Genomic DNA, 21,336 nt, shown 5'->3' with positions numbered 1-21,336 from the left:
TTTTCTTTCCGCTTTTTATAACCTGTAAACATTCGATAGCAAGTAAATCCATCTACCCTATTTGATTACAACAGTTCCACCCGCAGAGTGTGAAGCATATTCCGGCGCATAAGCACACTGCACGGTAGCCAGTCCGGTTTCGTACGTACCGCCGCGAGCCACCCGATAGCTATGTTCCAGTACATAAACGCCTTTACCCAGGTGGTCGAAGAAGAAATTGGCTCCGGCATCTTCCACCTCTGCGTAATATCCGAAACCGTTGCTCCAACGATAGCCCGAAAGCGAGTTTACCGGTTCGAAGCAGGCGCCACGTTGGTCTTTCAACTGAATAAAGTCCATGGCACGGTCCAAGCGGAGAGTAAGCCGGGACACGACCTTATCACCTACGGAAAGCTGTGCGGCATCCGCCAACGGTTGCAGAGATTTCTGTCCGTCGGCCGAAATACGCTCTACAAAGAGTTTCTTATCGATATCCAGCTCACCGCCTTGTTGCTTCACATCGGATATGGGCGACAAGTATTGCGCATAAACGGCTCCCCACGCGATACCCGCATCCCTCTTCTCTACGGTAACGGATGTCGCCTTCAGTTCAGGACTGCCTTGCGTGAAGACTTCCTTGATGTATCCCAATCCCGGTACAACGGTCTTTGCCGGAGAAAGCGTTTCCAGCACTTTATTACCTAAAGTGATGCGGACATCTCCTTCGCTTTCCAGCAAATCGCTACCCTGGCAAAGCAGTGCATAAACCGCATCGGCGGTAGCCACCGGAGAATTCCAAGCCGTCGTCTGTTTCTGTTTCAACAACCAAAGCTTCATTTCTTCTATCAAAACATCATTGCCGCCCGCCTTACGCAAGGCCGTCATGACGGCCACATGGGCAGGAACCGGCATCATCCCCCAAGTATAAGGATTGGCATGGAAAGCAAAATGCGCTCCCATTTCATCCGTTTGTACAAGATGCTCTTTTATGGAAGCTATAAACTCATTCGCTTCCGTCCTGCGTCCCACCGTCTGCAGGATAACGGCTGTCTGCGCTTTACGAATCATTGTACCGTTCTCAAGATTACCTCCCAGCTTGGTAAGGAAGTAATCGAACGCTTTTGCATATTCGCCGGACAGTTTTTCCGAACCGAGAGCCACCAGATACAAATATTCCATAGCGGCATCCGACAAAACGGTAATCTTAATCCCATTCTTCTCAGCCTTACGGATATCCCGGTATTCTTTCAGAGCTTCCTTATTCAGATAATCAAAAGCCTTATCCTTCATCACCGCCACTTCTTCCGGCAGTGCCTTATCCGTAAGTAAAGAAAGGCGGACAAGTAACCCGGTGATATAACTTGTGACATAACGGTTGCCGGACATACCGCCAAACCAACTCCATGCGCCTTCCTCCCCCTGTAACTCTTTCAATTTGAGCAAAGACGACATATTACGGTAATTTAATTGGTTAACATCGAACAGGGTAGCGATGCGTTGTTGCTGTTCCGCCTCAGTAGTAGCTTCCAACAACCAGGGAGACTCATCCAACAGAATGTTTTTCACATCCTGGTTTTTCTCCAATTGGCTGAGGAAAGTTTCTTTTGTCCCACCCGCCAGACGCCAGTTGTCGAACACCGCTTTAATGCGCGGCTGGCTATTGGCAATATAGCCCGCCAAACTGTTGGCATAGAAAGCGGTTGCCCAGGAAATGGCATTATCGGTTGCAGGCCGACTCAGTACAGGCAGGGCTTGTACGGCATACCATGCCGGATTACCTGTAAATTCCACCGTCAGGCGACGGTCGGTTGCCGTACGGCTGTTACCGTTGAACAAGCTGTCCAGCGAGAAAGTACGCGTTTCTTCACCACGGACAGGCATGGCAAGCGTCTCCGTTATATACTCCTTATTGCTTAAAACAGGCAACAGATGTTGTTCCCCGTCACTGAACGTGCCGCCGTCCGCCACCATACGTACACCAAGCAGGTCATAACGTTCCGTTACATCAAACCGGAAATCAACCGATACCGTCTTTCCGGCCTCCACCGAGAACTTCTGACGCCGGGTGGAGATAATCTTCTCCGTCATCGGGTCGAAAAGGGTGAATACGGCTGTGCCTTTTACCTCCTTCCCTGTCAGGTTGGCAATACCGGCAGCTATCCGTGTCTTATCACCCACCCGTACAAAGCGCGGCATATTCGGAGTAAGCATAAACTCTTTGGCGGTGACAGCCGTAGCGTCAAGCATACCCGTCATCATATCCCGGGTATGGGAATACCCTCGGAAATTCCAACGTGTCAAACTCTGCGGCATAGTGAAGGAGAAAGCGATCTCACCCTGTTCATTCGTACGCAGTTGGGGATAGAAGAAAGCCGTTTCTGCAAAATTAGTACGCAAATCAGCCACCGGCTGTAACGTCTGTCCGTCAAGAGGAATAGTTTCCGATTCAAAAACAACATCCGTCACCGCTTCTTCTACCTGTGCCGGAACATATTTCACTTCAACCGCCTGTCCGGCTTCTTCTGTCGCAGAGAGGGCGGCATTACTGCTCTGCGGACTATATCCGCGTATCTTCAGCCCGCCCGTCGCAGCCTTGCTGCGTGCGCCTCCGTATCCGACGACCGTCACCCCGTTGATAGCCGCGTTATCTTCGACAATTTGCAAAACCTCCGCCACTCCGTTATAGGGCGAAGTGAAATAGTCAAAATGCCAAACGGGAACTCGCCACGACTTCGTGGGGAAATAAGGAGCGTAACTCTTTCCGTTATTATTATTGATATCCCAATAGTAATAAGGAATATACCGGTTGTAATAAACGCTTAACGACTGGCTGCGGCTATAAATCCGGTCTAATGAAGCGTCGTACATCATTGCCAGCATCTCGGCTGCGGCAGGAAACCCTTGCGGAGTTTTGATAACCAGCTTCCACTCTTCCTCCTGTCCCGGACGCAAACGGTCGCGGAAAACTTCCCACTTCATATCCAACGTCCGCTCAGGCAGGCGTTTCCGCAATTCCACCCTACGTGTATATAGCTGTCCGTTCTTTACAAAGGTAAACTGCACGGCAACCCCGTCTCCATACTCTTCGCGATAAGGATACTCCATACGGAGAATCGAATCGCTCAATGACAGGGTACGGCTCTCCAGCCTTCCCTTTTGTCCGAAAACATCTGCCAAGACATAGGCATCCTGCATGGAAGTGCCGAAGTAGAAAAGTGCCGGATGAGTTGCATCGAACTCAGTATTCTTTTCATAGAGGAAGGTTTCCATAAACATAGCCGGACGCGCATCTGCCAATGAGAACAACACAATATTCACCATATTATCTGCATTGCTGACTTCCTTGCCGTCACGGTCACGAATCGACATGACAAAACGATACTCTCCCGACGGCAGTTGTTTCCAAGCGGCGAAGTCTTTCGTTTCACCCGACATAAATGTGCTTTCATAAACCGGCCTGTCTGAGACTTTTCCTGTTTTAGAGTCGAGAATCGGATACAGACGGCACATACCTTCCATGGACAACGTCTCATTCACGGCATTCATCACTGCCAGCCTTCCCGATATGGAATCTTCCTTGCATAATTCCCTGTTAATATCAGGCATAAAGAAATAGGCTCGGCGGGCTGCACTCAGGTTATACTGCGAAGTCTGCGTTTCACCCGCATCACCCGTTACCGACACTTCTATCTGATAGGAAAAACGTTCCCCGCCCATTCTGTCCGTATCGGCACCCGGCTTCAGGACGACAGGTATGGAGAAGTTACCTTTCGCATCCAGTTGTACCGTATCCGAGGCAAGCGGCGCGGCAGCTTGTCCCCAATATCTCCAATTGTTACGACGGGTAACGGTATATACCAACGGCACATCCTGAATGGCCATACCGTTATATGCCTTGACATTGCCCGTCACATCTACCGTGTCTCCCAAACAGAAGGCTTCCTTCAACGGATTAAAAGTAATCTCAAAGGTAGGTCGTTTGTAATCCTCCACCCGTACGGAAACGGAAGTCTTATTTTTTACTCCAACCGTAAAGTTGCCATTCAAGCAAACCGTCGGCAGCACCAATTCCGTTGTAAAGGAACCGAATTCGTTGGTATTGACATTCTTCTGTACCAGCTCTTTTCTATTTACGTCCAGCAAGCATATCTGATAGCTCTTTCCGGCCAAGACATGCGCCTTATCCGCTTCCTGTTCATAAGCGATACCCTTGACATAAACGGTCTGACCGGGACGATACAAAGAGCGGTCTGTCAGCAGGGTGATATGTTCTTCCGGACGCGACTCACCGCGCTCGTAATATCTGTTCAAATAAATATGCTGGGGCATCATGGCCGTATCCGTCCCTTTACGTGCCACATAGCTGCGGATGGCTTTATTCCATTCCACAACAGCCTTACCACCGGCATCGGTAGTAACCGTCTGCACCGGTTTACGGTCTTTCTCATTGTACGTGGAATAGAAGCTGACCGTTGCATCGGAAATGGGTTGTCCACTACGGCTATCCACCGTAACCACTTCCATTTTGTTATCCGGCAGAGACAGCGTCAATACCTTGAAACGGGTTGAGACAAGAAAGGAATCCGCCGTACGGGCAGTCGCTACATCCGGTACAATCTGTAATATATAAACGCCCGGTTCATCCGGCACATAAAACTTCAAATCCGTACGTTGCAGGTTGCCCGATGCCTCTCCCCGCCTCTCGTCTTTCCCGGCCTGAGCATCCAGTTCAAAATGAGTTGCGGACAATTTACGGGCATGCTTCTGATAGAACGCCCTGCTTATTCCGGTATCCATCCAAGGTACTTCGGACAGATTCGTACGGTACAGGTTCAGCGTAAATCCTTTCAGATTACGATAAGCTACGTTCAGTTCCAATGAATCACCGGGATAAATACTACCCTGGGTATTAATATCCAGATAGGGCTGCAGAATATTTTCCCGTATGTTTCGCAGTTCATTGATACGCTTATAAACAGGGTAGCGTTTCACTCCTTCATCACAGGTCTGCAAAGCCTCATCAATATAAGTTCCTCCCAAACCACGAAGTCGGTCGGCTTTACAGATATAGGCTTCCGCACAGATTTCACGCGTGCCGTATTCCCGGATCAGACTATCCAGAACTTCAAGATACTCTTTGTTGAGTTGCTCTTGCCTCTCGCGATAAGTAGCGTAGGGCTCACGGCTTATACCACCGCCTGTTACTTTCCATTTCCAATAATCAAGCGTTGCCAGCACCACCGCATCTTCCGCCCCGGCACGATGCCGGTAAGCATTTATCATACCTGTATAAATACCCTCAATCCGGGAGAGCTGCAATGAGTCCACCCGAAAGCCGTCCAACAACCGGTAGGTATCGATGGCACGGGCTGCCAGCAGATGATACATATCGTGACCGTAAAAACGGCTTCCGTCTTCCAGCACGACAAAAGGCACGTATTCTTTGGAAGAAGCCCCAAGCAAGCGGACAGAATCCCGCAATGAAGCCAGATTATGTTCGTCTACCTTAGCGACAAAAAGGTTATTGCTCCACTCACGAATGTCTGTCGGGGCTTCGTCTGCGTCCAAAGCCGTGCGTTCCGACAACAGCCGCCGGTTACCCCGCATATAATCCGCATATTCGCGGGCAAGCAATGAATGCAGAATAGCTTTGCTTACCGGATTTCGCTCCGATTTCGCCCAACTTTCCAGATTCTTCAAATTAGTATACAGGCTATCCGGAGTCAGTCTTTCCTGATAGGCCTCCCCACAGATATATGCCTTGAGCATCTGCGGAGCGTTCTTCTCCAGCTCGGCTTTCCGGTAAATTTTCCCCGTCAGCTTCACTACCGTTTGCGGCAAACTCTTCTTTTGAGCTTGCTCTACCTGTTTCCACAGTTTTTCATAAGACTGAGCATGCAAAGCGGAAAAGCACAACCCGATCATCAGCAGAAACAATGTACAAAATCTTTGGATTTTCTTCATAGCTATTCTATTGTTATTAGTTTTTGTTTTTTACGCGAATCAGGAATCAAATAATAAAAACTTATCCGCACGGCTATCCGCATTCATATTCCGGTACGGCAGTTTGTACGGTTTATCTTCATTCCCTTATCGGGCCTGTCAGCCTCTTACCTATGACGAGCTATTATTAAAAGGCTTCTAATTGCATATTGAAAGGCTTTTAATATGCAATTAGAAGCCTTTTAATGATACTTCAACCGTAATGTCATGTCGGCGCCCATCTATACAAACGATTCATATCTCCGCCACATGAATGCACACTGTAAAAATAACAAATTAATAGCCACATTGTGCCGGCTTTTTAGAAAAAATAAAAAAACAAAGCATATACTGACATAAATACCTGCGGTAATAAAAAAAGCGGGGGATACGTTCTCAGAACATATCCCCCGGTCTCTTATCAATTACTACACTCATCTCGGGTAGTTATAATACTTCATCGCTTCAATCCAATTCTCGCCAACTTTGGCAAGAATACCTTTGAAAGAGTTTACAATCTTTTTTCCCATAATCTTAAAAATTAAACTAATACCCTGAAAACATTTTCTCTTTATTTCTTGATGGTGTATCCCATCATCAACATCTCATTACGACCTACCTCTGCGAGAATACGTCTGAATGAATTCATAATCTTCTTTTTCATAACCTTAAAAAATTAAACTAACATCTTGAAAACTGAAAACTAATTTCTCTCTTAAAAGGGGATGAATGCTTAAAGCATTACATAACCCCAGATGTTCTTATCGGCTTCGCCGAAACGTCTAAATAATTTTCTTAACTTTTTCATTTTGTTATCCTCCTAAAATCAATCTTGTTATTCTTAAAAATAACCTGTTATCCTATCGTTTCTATGTTTTATAACACAAAAATAAGGCCTTTGTTCAAGATAGCAAGTGAAAACACATAGAAAAACATGTTTTATAACACATTTCTTGACCTAAATCAATTCCCTGCAACATTACGGCGGCAAGCAGGGACAAAATGTCAGTAAAGCAAAGCAATTCTGACAGACCGAGGTAAAAATGGCGGCAATAAAAAAGCAGAGCGCATCGGCACCCTGCTTTCACATTATTATATATAAAAAGAATTACTTTTCCGGAGTCTGCTCCAAAGTAGCAACCAGGAAGTCATAGAACTTCGTCACAGACGGAATATATGCACGTTCATCGGGCGAATGCGGTGAACGCAGCGTAGGTCCGAAAGAAATCATGTCGAGTCCCGGGCAATTGGCACCGATAATACCACACTCCAAACCGGCATGAATGACCTTCACAGCCGGTTCCACACCGAATTGCCGCTTATAGGACAACGTCATGGCATGCAGAATCGGGGAATCCACATTAGGCTGCCAGCCGGAGTAACCGCCGCTCAACTCTACCTTCATACCTGCCATAGAGAAACATGCTGTCAGGCTATCCGCCAAGAAGTCTTTCATTGTATCGCAAGAGCTGCGAGCCAATATGCGAACATCAGCCTTACCGCCTCCAATCGTTACAATGGCCAGATTGGAAGAAGTCTCCACCGTGTCGGGAACAGTAGGAATCATACGCATAACCCCGTTCTGACAGGCCATCAATACACTGATCATATTATCCTGGATTTCTTCGGGAACAATGGCGGCAGGCAACTCTACGTTCTCCAGTTTTAACGTAATACCTTCTTCGATCGGAGTATATTCTTCATTAATCTGTGCCTCATATTCCTTGATATAGTCTTCTAATCCTTCGATGTCTTCGGGATTAAAGACCAATACGGCGTGCGCCTCACGTGGAATCGCATTACGCATATTACCACCTTCAAAGCCTGACAACTGGCAATCGAACTCGATCAGCAAGTCGTGTACGATACGGGCAAGCAACTTATTGGCATTACCGCGTCCCTGATTGATTTCCAATCCGGAATGTCCGCCACGCAAACCTTTCAAGGTTATCTTACGGGCTACGGAATCAGCCGCAGGGGTTTCTTCCTTATATTCCAATATAGCTGTAATATCGATGCCGCCTGCGCAACCGATATAAAGTTCCCCTTCGTCCTCGGAGTCAAGATTCAGCAGAATCTCACCATTCAGCGTACCCGGTTTCAAACCGAACGCGCCGTACATGCCCGTTTCCTCGTCTTTGGTAATCAACGCTTCCAACGGACCATGCTTCAGGTCGTTCGCCTCAAGCACAGCCATAATAGCGGCTACGCCCAAACCGTCGTCCGCACCCAACGTGGTGCCTTTAGCCTTTACCCAGTCACCGTCAATGTAAGTTTCAATGGGGTCTTTGGTAAAATCATGAACTGTATCGTTGTTCTTCTGCGGAACCATATCCATGTGTGCCTGCAGAATGACACCTTTGCGGTTTTCCATACCCGGAGTGGCAGGTTTGCGGATAATAACATTGCCGACCTCGTCAACAAACGATTCCAAGCCCAAACCCTTACCGAAATTTATCAGGAACTCAGTTATTTTCTCCATATGTCCGGAAGGACGGGGTATCTGAGTCAGCGAATAGAAATGCTTCCACACATTTTGTGGAGCCAACTGTAAGATTGTACTCATAATTATAAATGTTGTTTTCGCAAATATAAGAGTAATTTTTCAATATCGCTCTAATCGGAATTGCAAAAATCGGTAAAGTCACGCTCAAATTGCATGAAGCCGCCGGGATAAACGGCGTCTATCAGTTGGGAATAACGAACGCCTGTCATCTTTTTATTCAATAAGGCTATAAAGTTCTCCATAAACTCTTTTTCAGCCACTTCAAGTCCGAACGTAACAAGCGCGTGGGAAAGAACGTAGGCATAAGATTCATCCGTAAGCAGTTTCTTACGAAAATCACCGTTGGTATTGTCGATAAACGATTTCAAATCCACTTCACCTAACATGTACATGGTACGTATCCGTCCCCGCTCGTAATCTCCAAGCGTGTGCTTAAGCCCTTTCTTACCCAACTCACAATTTTCAAAATATTTGGATAGGCCTTCGTTAAGCCATCCCGGCAGTCTTTTCATGGTCTGACGGCTTAAATGATGCGTCAATTCATGAATAATTATCTTTGAGCTCCGTTCCCGCCATTTTTCACGTCCTAAGATAATCGCCTCTTTCTTACCGGGGATATACAGTCCGCCGGCATGCAGAGATGGCAAGGCTACTTTTATGCTGTCCAAATAATACCAAGCATCCTGCTTTTTCTCAAAGACGGTCAACTTCAAGTTAGTAGTATCTTTCAAGCCAAACCGTGCATAGAATTCTATTTCGGATGTCAAAAAACGTTCTATCCAAATCCTATCTTTTTCCGAAAGGGGATCTCCCCCATATCTTATCTGTAAATTTTGCGCGACAGCCCCGCAATATGAGGCAAACACCAAATAAAGGAATAGTGAAAGTCTCATTTCATTTTTTACTTTTTAAATACTTCTTTTGTTCACGCTTGCTCATATCCAGCATAATGAGTTCATCATCGACAAGCGCATTATACATCTTCCTCTCCACAGGCTTTACATCGCCTTCCGCAGTACGGAATACCGGCGTAAAGTGTGAATAGACATATCCGGCGGCTTCCAATCCGCTGAATTTATTTTTATCAAGGAAGAAAAAGGAGATAGAAACTCCCGTAGGACCGGCTATCCCGACCGGTTGTCCCGTACGCACCTCCTCACCGGGAGAAACAAAATTCTCATTCATAGCCAGATAGGCTGCAAAAGTATAGTCGGCATGGCATATCAGCAACTGGCGAGGCAACATCGTACGACACACGATTCCGCTACGGGTGGCATAGACAGTATCACCCGGCAACATGCGAAATTGCAAGGTTCTGACAGATTCGCGCCTGTCCGTTTTCCAAGCGGTTTGCATGCCATTCTTTACAGGAAACGCATAAGGCGTATTTATATTGAAGTCCTTTGGAAAACTTCCACGAAAAAACATGTAAGTAGTGGCTCTGTTAAATAGGTTATTGTACTGTGCATCTTTCATTCTCTTAAAAACGGTGTTCTTGCCGGGTCTCAAATTATAGGAGTCATCATTAACCCTATAAAGATAATAGTTACAATAATCTTCGTTGTAATAATTCAGTTCCTGATTCCCGTCATTATCATACTCCCATTCCGACCGGACTATATTGACAGGGCGTTCCAATATTCGTTGAAAAGACTGTGCATCAGCAAAAACCGATAATGCCGACAATGCAGCGGCTACTATCAAAGAATTGATTGTGTTTTTCATAAACAGTTTACTTTCTATGCGCAAAAGTAATTATTTATTCCTAACAGCAAATAATAAGAACATAAAAATCTTTCTTATCCGTCATTTCTGTTACTTCTTGAGCCGTATGCATGCAAAAGATGCTTGGCAAGCCATCTGCGTACCGGTTCATCATACAATTTCAAGCATAAGTAAGCCAACACGACAGAACCCGCCACAAGCGCTACCGCACCCGGCAGAGACTGCGTAAATGTAAGGTGTTCATTCTTAACCCAAGCATAATACAGATAGATAAAAGGATAGTGCACCATGTACAACGGATATGATATATCTCCCAGAAACTTACAAACCCGGGTCGTGACTTTATCCGTAGTCTTTCCCGAAGCTCCAAGACAGACTAACAAAGGAAACGCGACGGCAAAGCATATAGTATCATACAAACCATTCATCCATAGATGCTCACTGCCGCCAATTCTGGGAATCGCCGATAAAATGACAATAGAGAAACTCCCTATCCAGAAAGCCCCTCGTACCTTGACAGGCTTAAAGATGCGTGACAACAACAAACCAGCCGGAAACGAGAACAACAATCGCAAAGAGCCGCCGATTATATTTTCTTCCGTCAAAGCAAAGCCCACACATATATCGCCAAGCGGTCCGCAAAGAGCAAATACAGCCAGTCCGCAACCCGCCGACAATACTAATATGGAAAGGACTTTTGTAGAAAGCTTATGCAGAAAGAACGCATATAGAATATTACCCATATATTCAAAAAACAGAGACCAGCTGGGTCCGTTCAGAGGGTACATCTCGCCTACTCCCCGGATTTCCATACCGGGAGTCGCCGGAATTAGAAAAGCATTCATTAGCGTAGCGAGTATCAACGCCATTGCAGATACCTGTGAAACATCCCAAACAGAACAGCCTTGAAAATAAAACATCACAGCTCCGATGACCGCTCCGAGAACTACCATAGGATGCAAACGAATAAACCGACGTTTAAGGAAATCAGTAATACGCATTGTTTTCCACCGGTCATCATAAGCATAACCAACGACGAATCCGGATAAAATAAAGAAAAAATCGACAGCCAAATACCCGTGGTTAATCTTCTGGTCCAGATGACTGGTGGCATAAGCCTCAAACAAGTGGAAACATACAACTGTCAGCGCCGCCACCCCACGCAGTCCGTCGAGGATATTATAATGCGGTTTCGTATCTGCAAACGCAGATGATAAAGTATCAGACATCTGTGCTATTTATGTGTTTATACTTTTGCAAAAGTATAAAATTAATTGATTCATTTTGCACGGTTCACCAACGAAACGTGCAGTCCGCCATAAATACCGAGCAGTACAACCAGCAAGGTTTGAATACCATGTACTATCAGTGCAAAAGCACCGGCATCCGTAGCGTTCACGCCGTAAAGCATCATCATGGTGATAACGGCAAAATGCCAAGGGCCCGCCCCATTGGGCGTAGGAACGATTACAGCAAACGTTCCGCCTACAAACATCACCATTGCGGCCTGAAAACTAAGATGTTCCGTAAAAGAGAAGCAATAGAAAGTCAGATAGAAATGATAGAAGTAACATCCCCATATAAGTAACGTATAGAGAATAAACAAGGGGATATTCCTCACATTACGAAGCGACATCACCCCCTCGCACACATTCAGCACGACTCCCTTCACTTTCTCAAAGAAAGAAAGCATCCGCATCAGATAATACATAAGCACCAGCACGCCGATAACACAGAACAGGGACACATAAAACCAAGGCGATGTCAGCAGGTGCATCAGTGAAGGGATTTTTGTACCCGTTTCCTGAAAGAAGCGGAGAAACACGGGCATCTGAACCAGAAAAGTAAGTCCCGTAATCAAAAGGATGCACAAGGTATCCACCAAACGCTCGGTTACCACAGTCCCCAAAGATTTGGAAAACGATACATCATCATACTTAGCCAGAATACCGCAACGCGACACTTCACCCACACGGGGCAATATCAAATTGGTAGCATAGGAAATGAATATGGCATCCACGCAATCGCTCCTCTTGGGGTAAGCCCCCAACGGTTCCAGCGTCTGTCGCCAGCGCCACCCTCGAAACACATGGCTCATCACGCCGAAGAACAGTGAGAACAGCATCCATCCCCAATTCGTACCATGCAAAAGCAATTCTTTGGCACGTTCAAAATCAAAATCACGATACACCCAATACAGGATAAAACCGCCCAAAAGAACGGGCAACACGATTTTCAATGTCTTTTTTATTATCTTATTCATCGTTTTACCTTAAAATTCATCCGGCACGCGTCGTAATTTGTGATTTGTAACTCGTAATTCGCCGAAAAGGATTACCTTTGAACCGCAAAAGTAACGATTTAGTTGATACATGAGATTAGTTAAACCTAAAAAGTTTCTCGGCCAGCACTTTCTGAAAGACCTGAAAGTAGCGCAGGACATCGCCGACACCGTAGACGCCTGTCCCAAACTCCCGATACTGGAAGTGGGACCGGGTATGGGGGTACTGACACAATTTCTTTTACCCAAAGAGCGCACAGTGAAAGTTGTGGAAGTGGATTACGAATCGGTAGCCTATCTGCGGGAAGCTTACCCGCGATTGGAAGATAATATCATAGAGGACGATTTCCTGAAAATGAACCTGCAACGCCTGTTCGACGGACAGCCATTCGTACTGACGGGTAATTATCCCTATAACATATCCAGCCAGATTTTCTTTAAAATGCTGGACAACAAGGACCTGATACCATGCTGCACGGGCATGATACAGAAAGAGGTCGCCGAGCGCATCGCCGCCGGTCCGGGCAGCAAGACGTACGGTATTCTGAGCGTACTGATACAAGCCTGGTATCGCGTGGAGTACCTCTTCACCGTAAGCGAGCACGTATTCAACCCTCCCCCTAAAGTGAAAAGCGCCGTTATCCGTATGACTCGCAATGACACGCGACAATTGGGATGCGACGAAAAGTTATTCAAGCAGGTGGTAAAAACCACATTCAACCAACGCCGGAAAACCTTGCGCAATTCCATAAAACCGATACTCGGCAAAGAATGTCCGCTGACCGAAGACATCCTCTTCAATAAGCGTCCCGAACAACTGTCCGTACAAGAGTTTATAGAGTTGACCAACCGGGTGGGAACAGCCTTGAAAGAAATGAAAGAAGAAACAGACAAACGAGCATTTAACGGCTTTCAGCCTTAGGCGATATACAATGAGTTATGGAAATAAACGAAGAATACATAGATAAAGTCAAAAGCTTTATAGAGCAGAAAGACGCGGAAAACGTCAAGGCGCTTCTTATCGACCTGCATCCGGCAGACATTGCCGAACTGTGTAATGACCTCGCGCCCGAAGAGGCGCGCTTCGTTTATCGTCTTCTCGACAACGAAACAGCCGCCGACGTATTGGTAGAAATGGACGAAGATGTCCGAAAGGAATTCCTGGAGCTTCTGCCTTCGGAAACCATTGCCAAACGGTTTGTGGACTATATGGATACGGACGATGCCGTAGACCTGATGCGCGACCTCGACGAGGAGAAAAAGGAAGAAGTCCTCTCGCATATTGAAGATATAGAGCAGGCCGGAGACATCGTAGACCTGTTGAAATACGATGAAGACACCGCCGGCGGTTTGATGGGTACGGAAATGGTAACCGTCAACGAGAACTGGAGTATGCCGGAATGTCTGAAAGAAATGCGTCTGCAAGCCGAACAGCTGGACGAAATCTACTACGTATACGTCATTGATGATGACGAACGCCTGCAAGGCGTATTCCCGTTGAAGAAGATGATTACCTCTCCCTCCGTTTCCAAAGTGAAACATGTGATGAGGAAAGACCCCATTTCCGTCCATGTAGACACTCCCACGGACGAAGTGGTACAGATTATCGAGAAATACGACTTGGTGGCAGTGCCCGTCGTCGACAGTATAGGCCGCCTGGTAGGGCAAATCACTGTGGACGACGTCATGGATGAGGTTCGCGAACAATCGGAGCGCGACTACCAATTGGCATCCGGTTTGTCACAGGACGTGGAAACGGACGACAATGTCATGCGCCAGACTTCCGCACGCTTGCCGTGGCTGCTTATCGGTATGTTGGGCGGTATCGGTAACTCCATGATATTAGGCAATTTCGACGCGACTTTCGCCGCACACCCCGAAATGGCGCTGTACATTCCGTTAATCGGCGGCACGGGCGGAAACGTGGGAACCCAGTCTTCCGCAATCATCGTGCAGGGCCTTGCCAATAGTTCTCTGGACGCAAAAGATACATTCAAGCAAATTGCCAAGGAATCCGTGGTAGCGGTAATCAACGCGACTATCATATCCTTATTGGTATACATATATAATTTTGTACGGTTCGGCGGTACGGCCACAGTTACCTACTCCGTATCTATCAGCCTGTTTGCCGTTGTCATGTTCGCTTCCATATTCGGAACGTTAGTACCCATGACACTCGAAAAGCTGAAAGTAGACCCGGCCATCGCCACAGGTCCGTTTATATCCATCACCAACGATATTATCGGCATGATGATGTATATGGGCATCACCGTACTATTAGCCTGAAACGGCTAAATTGAAAAAAATTAAGGGAAAAAGTATGAAGTAATCATTTTATTTCATTAATTTGTAACCTAATGTAACCCGAACGGGGTATCCCGTTTCTAAAAAGTAAATACAAATGACGGACACTCATGACACTAATCTCCCCGACAAACCGGTGGAATTAGAAGAAGACAAGAAAACAGCAGAGGTTTCTGAGCCGGCAACAACAGAAACTCCCGCTGAGGCAACCTTGACCGACAAGCCGGCCGAATCAGTTCAAAAGCTCACTAAAGAAGAAATTCTGAACAAACTCAAAGAGATTGCAACAGACGTGGAGAATGCTGCCAAATCGGAGATAGACGGTTTGAAACAGGCTTTCTACAAACTACATAACTCAGAGCAGGAAGCCGCAAAGAAGCAATTCGTTGAGAATGGGGGAGCTATTGAAGAGTTTGTTCCACAAGCCGACGCTTTGGAAGAGGAATTCAAAAATACCATGTCCGTCATCAAGGAAAAAAGAAGCGCGCTCAATGCAGAACAGGAGAAACTGAAAGAACTCAACCTGCAAATCAAGCTTTCTATCATCGAGGAACTGAAAGAGTTGGTGGAATCTCCGGAAGACGCCAATAAGAACTATACGGAATTCAAAAAGTTGCAGCAGCAATGGAACGAAGTTAAAATCGTGCCGCAGGCCAAGATTAACGAACTGTGGAAGAACTACCAACTGTATGTCGAGAAGTTCTACGACCTTTTGAAACTGAATAACGAATTCCGTGAATATGACTTCAAGAAGAATCTTGAAATAAAGAATCATCTTTGCGAAGCCGCCGAAAAACTGGCAGACGAACCGGATGTGGTTTCCGCTTTCCATCAATTGCAGAAATTGCATCAGGAATTCCGCGACACAGGACCGGTAGCCAAAGAACTGCGCGACGAAATATGGGCACGCTTCAAAGCAGCCTCTACTACCGTGAACCGTCGTCACCAGCAACATTTCGAAGCTTTGAAAGAGACTGAGCAACACAATCTCGACCAAAAGACCGTAATTTGCGAAATCATCGAGGCCATTGATTACAGCGAGCTTACCAACTTCGCTTCCTGGGAAAACAAAACTCAGGAAATTATCGCTTTGCAAAACAAATGGAAAACCATCGGTTTTGCTCCGCAAAAGATGAACGTGAAGATATTTGAGCGTTTCCGCAAAGCCTGTGATGAATTCTTCCAGAAGAAAGGCGAATTCTTCAAATCCCTGAAAGAAGGCATGAACGAGAACCTTGAAAAGAAGCGCGCCTTATGTGAAAAAGCGGAAGCCCTGAAAGACAGTACCGACTGGAAAGCGACAGCGGACGAACTGACCAAACTCCAGAAAGAGTGGAAAACAGTAGGGCCTGTTGCCAAGAAATATTCGGACGCCATTTGGAAGCGGTTCATCTCCGCCTGCGACTACTTCTTTGAACAAAAGAACAAAGCGACTTCTTCACAACGTTCCGTTGAACAGGAAAATCTGGAAAAGAAGAAAGCCATTATCGAAAAGCTGACCGCCATCGATGAAACGACGGATGTGGAAGAAGCCACCCAACAGGTTCGCGAACTCATGAAAGAGTGGAACGGCATAGGGCATGTGCCATTTAAAGAAAAAGACAAGATTTACAAACAATATCACAGCCAGATAGACAAGCTATTTGAACGCTTCAACATCAGCGCTTCCAACAAGAAGCTGAGTAACTTCAAATCGTCTATCAGCAATATTCAGGAAGGCAGCCCGCAAGCCCTCTACCGTGAACGGGACAAACTGGTACGTGCCTGCGAAAACATGAAAAACGAATTGCAGACTTACGAAAACAATTTGGGTTTCCTGACGGCTTCTTCCAAGAAAGGCAACAGCCTTCTGACCGAACTTAACCGTAAGGTTGAGAAACTGAAAGGCGATATAGAGCTGGTTAAACAGAAAATTAAGGTGATTGACAATTCAATCAACGAAGCGGAATAATTTTTTGAACCTAATTATACGAGGTTATGCCAAAAGAATGAAGGCTTTTGGCATAACCTCTTTTTTATCCAAATCTAATCTCACTGCTGAAATATGAAAAGAATTCTAACCTTAGGTATCGTACTGCTGACGGCAAACAGTCTGCTACCGGCACAAGAAATCACATTCTCGGAAACCAAATTCGATTGGGGAACCGTTCAGGAACAAGACGGAACCGTCAGCCATGATTTCCGGTTCGTAAACACCGGCGACAAACCTCTCACTATCAAAAATATCATTACCGGTTGCGGATGCACCTCGTCCGAATGGTCTGAAAAATCCTATCAACCCGGTGAGAAAGGAACCATACGGCTGGTATATCATCCGCAAGGCAGAACGGAAAACAGCATCAACCTCGTTGCCGAAATATATACCAACCGAGCTGCCAAAGGAGTGGTTACCTTGGAAATGGCAGGAGAGATAAAACGTCAGGCATCCTCCTATCCCGCCTACTATAATCCCGCCAATGGAAAGCGAAGCCAAAGCCAAGCCGGCATCCCGCAGGACGAATATGAGCAAATTCTCGACCGGATACGCGAAGAACTATATGCCAAATCCACCCCGCAGCAAACAGACCAAGCAACAGAGAGATTATTACGCTCCATGCTCCCGGAAGGCAAATGGAACGACCTCGATTATACCTGTTTTTTCCGTACCAACTGGGAACCGGCAGACCACTTGAAGCGGTTGGTTACAATAGCCGCTTCATATACCGACAAACAATCCCGCTATTACGGTAACGAGGTATTATACAATGCAATCAGGGCTGCCCTGCAATACTGGATAGCACAAGATCCTACCTGTTTCAACTGGTGGTATAACCAAATTTCCGTACCGCAAACGCAAGCTTCGCTCCTCGCCCTGATGGATGCAGGACAACAGAAGCTCCCGCCCGAAATCAGTGCGCCTATCTTAAAAGCAATGGGCGAACGCAGCGACCCGCGTAAGTGGACCGGCGCCAATAAAATGGACATTGCCATTCATCATTTAATAAGAGGTTGCCTGTTGAAAAATGACAGCATTGTACGCGTCAACGCCGATGAAATATTCTATCCCGTACAAATCATCGCGAACGAAGGCATACAGGAAGACTTGTCCTATCACCAGCACGGGCCGCAACTCTACATCGGCGGATACGGAACGGTGTTTGTTGATAACATAGTGCGCATGGGCAATATCCTCAACGGCACAAAATATGCCATGAATCCGGAGAAACTCAGCCTGTTTTCCAATTTTATCCGCAACACCTACTTCAACGTATTCCGCAGCAGATATCTGGACTTCAGTGTAACAGGCAGAGGTGTCAGCCGCAAAGGAACATTGGATTACGGAGATTGCGCAGTCCTGTTTAAAAACTTACAGACGCTCGATGCCGCACATGCCGACGACTATGCGAGCATTGCCCGCCGTTTCCTCACCCGGGAAGCATCTTATCAGCGTTCGGACAGAAATACAATGTATTATTGTTCAGACTACATGTTACACAACCGACAGAATTACGACTTTTCCGTACGCGCCTCCTCAACACGCACCAACAAGACCGAAAGCGGTAACGGCGAAAATATATACGGAACCTATATGAGTGACGGTGCTACCAACATTCGTGTCAATGGTAATGAATATGTTGACATCTTCCCCGTTTGGGAGTGGGACAGAATACCGGGAACCACTCTGCCCGCAGGAGAAAAACGCAACCCTGTTGACTGGGGAACCAAGGGAACCTGTACATTCACAGGCGGAGTATCCGACGGGAAATACGGTGTAATGACCTTCAGGCTGAATGATTATGGCGTAAAAGCCCAAAAGTCATGGTTCATGTTCGACAACGAAGTGGTCTGCTTAGGTAGCGGCATCGGCTCGGATGTCCCGGCAGACATCGTTACCACCCTCAATCAATGCCATTTAGACGGAGACACATGGATAAATACAGGAAAGACACTCCGGCAAGCAGCCCAAGGAGAATTTTCTTTTGAGCAAGCTCCGCAATGGATCTGGCATGACAGCATCGCCTACCTGTTCCTTCAGGAGAATAATGTAAAACTAAGGATGAACAGGCAAAAAGGCAACTGGGCAAAAATCAATTTCAATTATCCTGCTACGGAAATCAGCATACCTGTGTTCAACCTGAGCATTAATCACGGCAAGTCACCCCGGAATGCATCTTACGCATATATCGTTGTACCGGGAATCAACCATCCGGAAAAGATGAAAGCATACTCCCACCGGCATCTGAAAATTGAACGGAACGATATGGAGATACAAGCCGTTAGTAATCGGAAATCGGGAATCCTGCAAATTGTTTTCTTCAAGCCCGACACCTTCGACAATGGAGAAATAAAGGTGAAAGCCCTGAAACCCTGTGTTGTACAAATAAAGAGAAGTAAAGGAAAAGTGACGGATATACAAATTGCCGACCCGCAAAATCAGGAAAAGCTAAAGCCCGGGATAGATGTAATAATCTTATAGAAGGGGACGTCAAAATACACTCGATAATTTCTTTCAGGCACGGATTACACGGACTTCACGGAAAAGGATAAAGGAAATCCGTATTTTCCATAAAATCCGTGTAATCCGTGCCTGAAAAGAAACAAATAGTAAGTGAATTTTATTTTGGCACATCCACCTCTTAATGGTGGAACAGACGGATACCCGTAAACGCCATTGCTATACCATACTTATCGCAAGTCTCGATAACATGATCATCGCGTACCGAACCGCCGGCCTGCGCTATAAACTCCACGCCACTCTTGTGAGCGCGCTCAATATTATCACCAAAGGGGAAGAAAGCGTCAGAGCCCAGTGCAACCCCTCTTAAAGTATCCAGCCAGGCACGTTTCTCCTCACGGGTCAGCACCTCCGGCTTCTCCGTAAAGAATTGCTGCCAAACGCCGTCAGCCAATACATCATCATAATCGTCACTGATGTAAACGTCAATCGTATTGTCACGGTCGGCACGGCGTATCTTCTCCACCCAAGGCAGATTCAGCACTTTCGGATGTTGGCGCAAGTACCATATATCAGCTTTATTTCCTGCCAAACGGGTACAATGAATACGGCTTTGCTGACCGGCGCCGATACCGATTGCCTGGCCGTCTTTCACATAACATACGGAATTAGACTGGGTATACTTCAGGGTAATAAGCGCTATCATCAAATCACGCTTGGCGGCTTCGGAGAAATTCTTATTCCGGGTAGGAATATCAGCAAACAACTCCTCGCCATTCAGCTTAATCTCATTGCGCCCTTGTTCAAAAGTAACTCCGAACACATCTTTATGTTCAATCGGAGCCGGTTTATAAGCCGGATCAATCTTGATTACATTATAAGTACCTTTACGCTTGTTTCTCAATATTTCGAGCGCCTCATCGGTATAGCCCGGAGCAATCACCCCGTCTGAAACCTCACGATTGATGAAACGGGCGGTAGCCTCGTCACATACATCACTCAAGGCGATAAAATCGCCATAAGAAGACATACGGTCGGCACCACGGGCACGTACATAGGCATTGGCAAGCGGTGAAAGCGGCAGGTTATCAACAAAGTAAATCTTTTTCAGCGTTTCGTCCAGCTCCAGCCCGATAGCGGCTCCTGCCGGGCTCACATGTTTGAATGAAGTGGCGGCCGGCATTCCAGTAGCCTCTTTCAATTCCTTCACCAATTGCCAACCGTTCAAGGCATCCATAAAGTTGATATACCCCGGACGTCCGTTCAGGACTTCGATAGGCAACTCCCCCTCCTGCATAAAAATGCGGGCCGGCTTTTGATTAGGGTTACAGCCGTATTTCAGCGATAATTCTTTTGCCATAATTAGTATTGTTTGAGTTGTTGCAAATTTACTCTTTTTTGCCTAATAAAAAAACCCACTAAATTATGATTTTAGTGGGTTCTTTAGCTTTAAATATATGTCTTATGGTTGGGCTACCTGGATTCGAACCAGGAATGACAGGACCAGAATCTGTAGTGTTACCATTACACCATAGCCCAATTGAGCATCGCATTTCTGTTTTGCGGTGCAAAGATACAAAGTTTTCCATAAACCAAAACATTTTCCGTTATTTTTTTCATTAAAATCTGATAAGATACCATGACACAAAGAATTATATACCTAAAAAAAAACAAAAAATGAAAGACTTTTTCTCTTTTGCGTGTTTGATATGATAAATCAACGTATATTTGTCACCTGTTTAATATTAATAATGTGTAATGAACGAAGCTAAAAAACTAATTCAACAAATAACAGAAGGTATTCAAGATAAAAAAGGAAAAAAAATCGTCATAGCAGACCTTACCCAAATAGACGATACTATATGTAATTATTTCGTCATCTGTCAAGGAAACTCTCCAAGCCAAGTAAGCGCCATTGTAGACTCTGTAAAAGACTTCACCCGTAAAGGAGCGAACAGCAAGCCTTTTGCGGTAGACGGTTTACGTAACGCCGAATGGGTAGCCATGGACTATTCCGATGTATTGGTTCACGTCTTTCTGCCGGAAGCGCGTGACTTCTACAATCTGGAACACCTATGGGCAGATGCCAAACTAACTCAAATCCCCGACCTCGATTAATTTAGA

12 protein-coding genes and 1 tRNA gene are annotated in these 21,336 nt (G+C 46.0%); 5 read left to right on the top strand and 8 right to left on the bottom strand.

Translation table 11 applies throughout. The features are described from left to right. Positions 1-57: 57 nt before the first annotated feature. From I2F54_RS09535 to I2F54_RS09510, 6 genes are all read right to left on the bottom strand, one after another. Positions 58-5,943 carry an alpha-2-macroglobulin family protein gene (locus tag I2F54_RS09535; protein ID WP_195501060.1) on the bottom strand — a complete coding sequence of 1,962 codons (5,886 nt, stop codon included), beginning with the start codon at positions 5,941-5,943 and terminating at the stop codon, positions 58-60. Between the two features lie 1,126 nt (positions 5,944-7,069). Then, positions 7,070-8,527 (bottom strand): aminoacyl-histidine dipeptidase, encoded by a 1,458-nt coding sequence (locus I2F54_RS09530; protein ID WP_195501059.1) that lies wholly within the window; start codon positions 8,525-8,527, stop codon positions 7,070-7,072. 50 nt (positions 8,528-8,577) lie between these two features. Beyond that, positions 8,578-9,360 carry a hypothetical protein gene (locus I2F54_RS09525; protein WP_195501058.1) on the bottom strand — a complete coding sequence of 261 codons (783 nt, stop codon included), beginning with the start codon at positions 9,358-9,360 and terminating at the stop codon, positions 8,578-8,580. Between the two features lies 1 nt (position 9,361). Then, positions 9,362-10,192 carry a M23 family metallopeptidase gene (locus tag I2F54_RS09520; protein WP_195501057.1) on the bottom strand — a complete coding sequence of 277 codons (831 nt, stop codon included), beginning with the start codon at positions 10,190-10,192 and terminating at the stop codon, positions 9,362-9,364. Positions 10,193-10,266: 74 nt separating this feature from the next. Then, positions 10,267-11,421 carry an acyltransferase family protein gene (locus I2F54_RS09515; protein ID WP_195501056.1) on the bottom strand — a complete coding sequence of 385 codons (1,155 nt, stop codon included), beginning with the start codon at positions 11,419-11,421 and terminating at the stop codon, positions 10,267-10,269. Positions 11,422-11,471: 50 nt separating this feature from the next. Beyond that, positions 11,472-12,455 (bottom strand): lysylphosphatidylglycerol synthase transmembrane domain-containing protein, encoded by a 984-nt coding sequence (locus I2F54_RS09510; protein ID WP_009122988.1) that lies wholly within the window; start codon positions 12,453-12,455, stop codon positions 11,472-11,474. A gap of 109 nt (positions 12,456-12,564) precedes the next feature. Here I2F54_RS09510 and rsmA point away from each other — a divergent pair, with 109 nt between their 5' ends. The 4 genes from rsmA (at position 12,565) to I2F54_RS09490 (ending at position 19,233) form a co-directional block, all read left to right on the top strand. Continuing rightward, complete coding sequence (rsmA, locus tag I2F54_RS09505; protein ID WP_195501055.1) at positions 12,565-13,395, top strand: 16S rRNA (adenine(1518)-N(6)/adenine(1519)-N(6))-dimethyltransferase RsmA; 831 nt, start codon at positions 12,565-12,567, stop codon at positions 13,393-13,395. 17 nt (positions 13,396-13,412) lie between these two features. Next, positions 13,413-14,759, top strand: a complete 1,347-nt coding sequence (gene mgtE, locus I2F54_RS09500) for a magnesium transporter (RefSeq protein WP_162614293.1) — start codon at positions 13,413-13,415, stop codon at positions 14,757-14,759. A gap of 115 nt (positions 14,760-14,874) precedes the next feature. Further along, entirely contained in the window at positions 14,875-16,728 is a 1,854-nt protein-coding gene (locus tag I2F54_RS09495) for a DUF349 domain-containing protein (RefSeq protein WP_022218081.1), read from the top strand. A 93-nt stretch (positions 16,729-16,821) separates the two neighbouring features. Further along, on the top strand, positions 16,822-19,233 hold the full coding sequence (locus tag I2F54_RS09490) for a polysaccharide lyase family 8 super-sandwich domain-containing protein (protein ID WP_195501054.1): 2,412 nt from the start codon (positions 16,822-16,824) through the stop codon (positions 19,231-19,233). A gap of 160 nt (positions 19,234-19,393) precedes the next feature. On the opposite strand, the gene I2F54_RS09485 is transcribed toward I2F54_RS09490, so the two are convergent. Together I2F54_RS09485 and I2F54_RS09480 are read right to left on the bottom strand one after the other, a co-directional pair. Then, positions 19,394-20,575, bottom strand: coding sequence for a phosphoribosylaminoimidazolecarboxamide formyltransferase (locus I2F54_RS09485; protein WP_302050570.1), 1,182 nt, complete (start codon positions 20,573-20,575; stop codon positions 19,394-19,396). A gap of 102 nt (positions 20,576-20,677) precedes the next feature. Further along, positions 20,678-20,751 (bottom strand) — tRNA-Gln (locus I2F54_RS09480). A 219-nt stretch (positions 20,752-20,970) separates the two neighbouring features. Here I2F54_RS09480 and rsfS point away from each other — a divergent pair. Continuing rightward, entirely contained in the window at positions 20,971-21,330 is a 360-nt protein-coding gene (gene rsfS, locus I2F54_RS09475) for a ribosome silencing factor (protein ID WP_009122981.1), read from the top strand. The last annotated feature ends 6 nt before the right edge of the window (positions 21,331-21,336 follow it).

Source organism: Bacteroides clarus, assembly GCF_015555825.1.
In the GTDB taxonomy this organism is placed as follows: domain Bacteria; phylum Bacteroidota; class Bacteroidia; order Bacteroidales; family Bacteroidaceae; genus Bacteroides; species Bacteroides clarus.
Note: the sequence above shows the minus strand (reverse complement) of the source record. Positions and strands in the feature narration are given on the sequence as shown.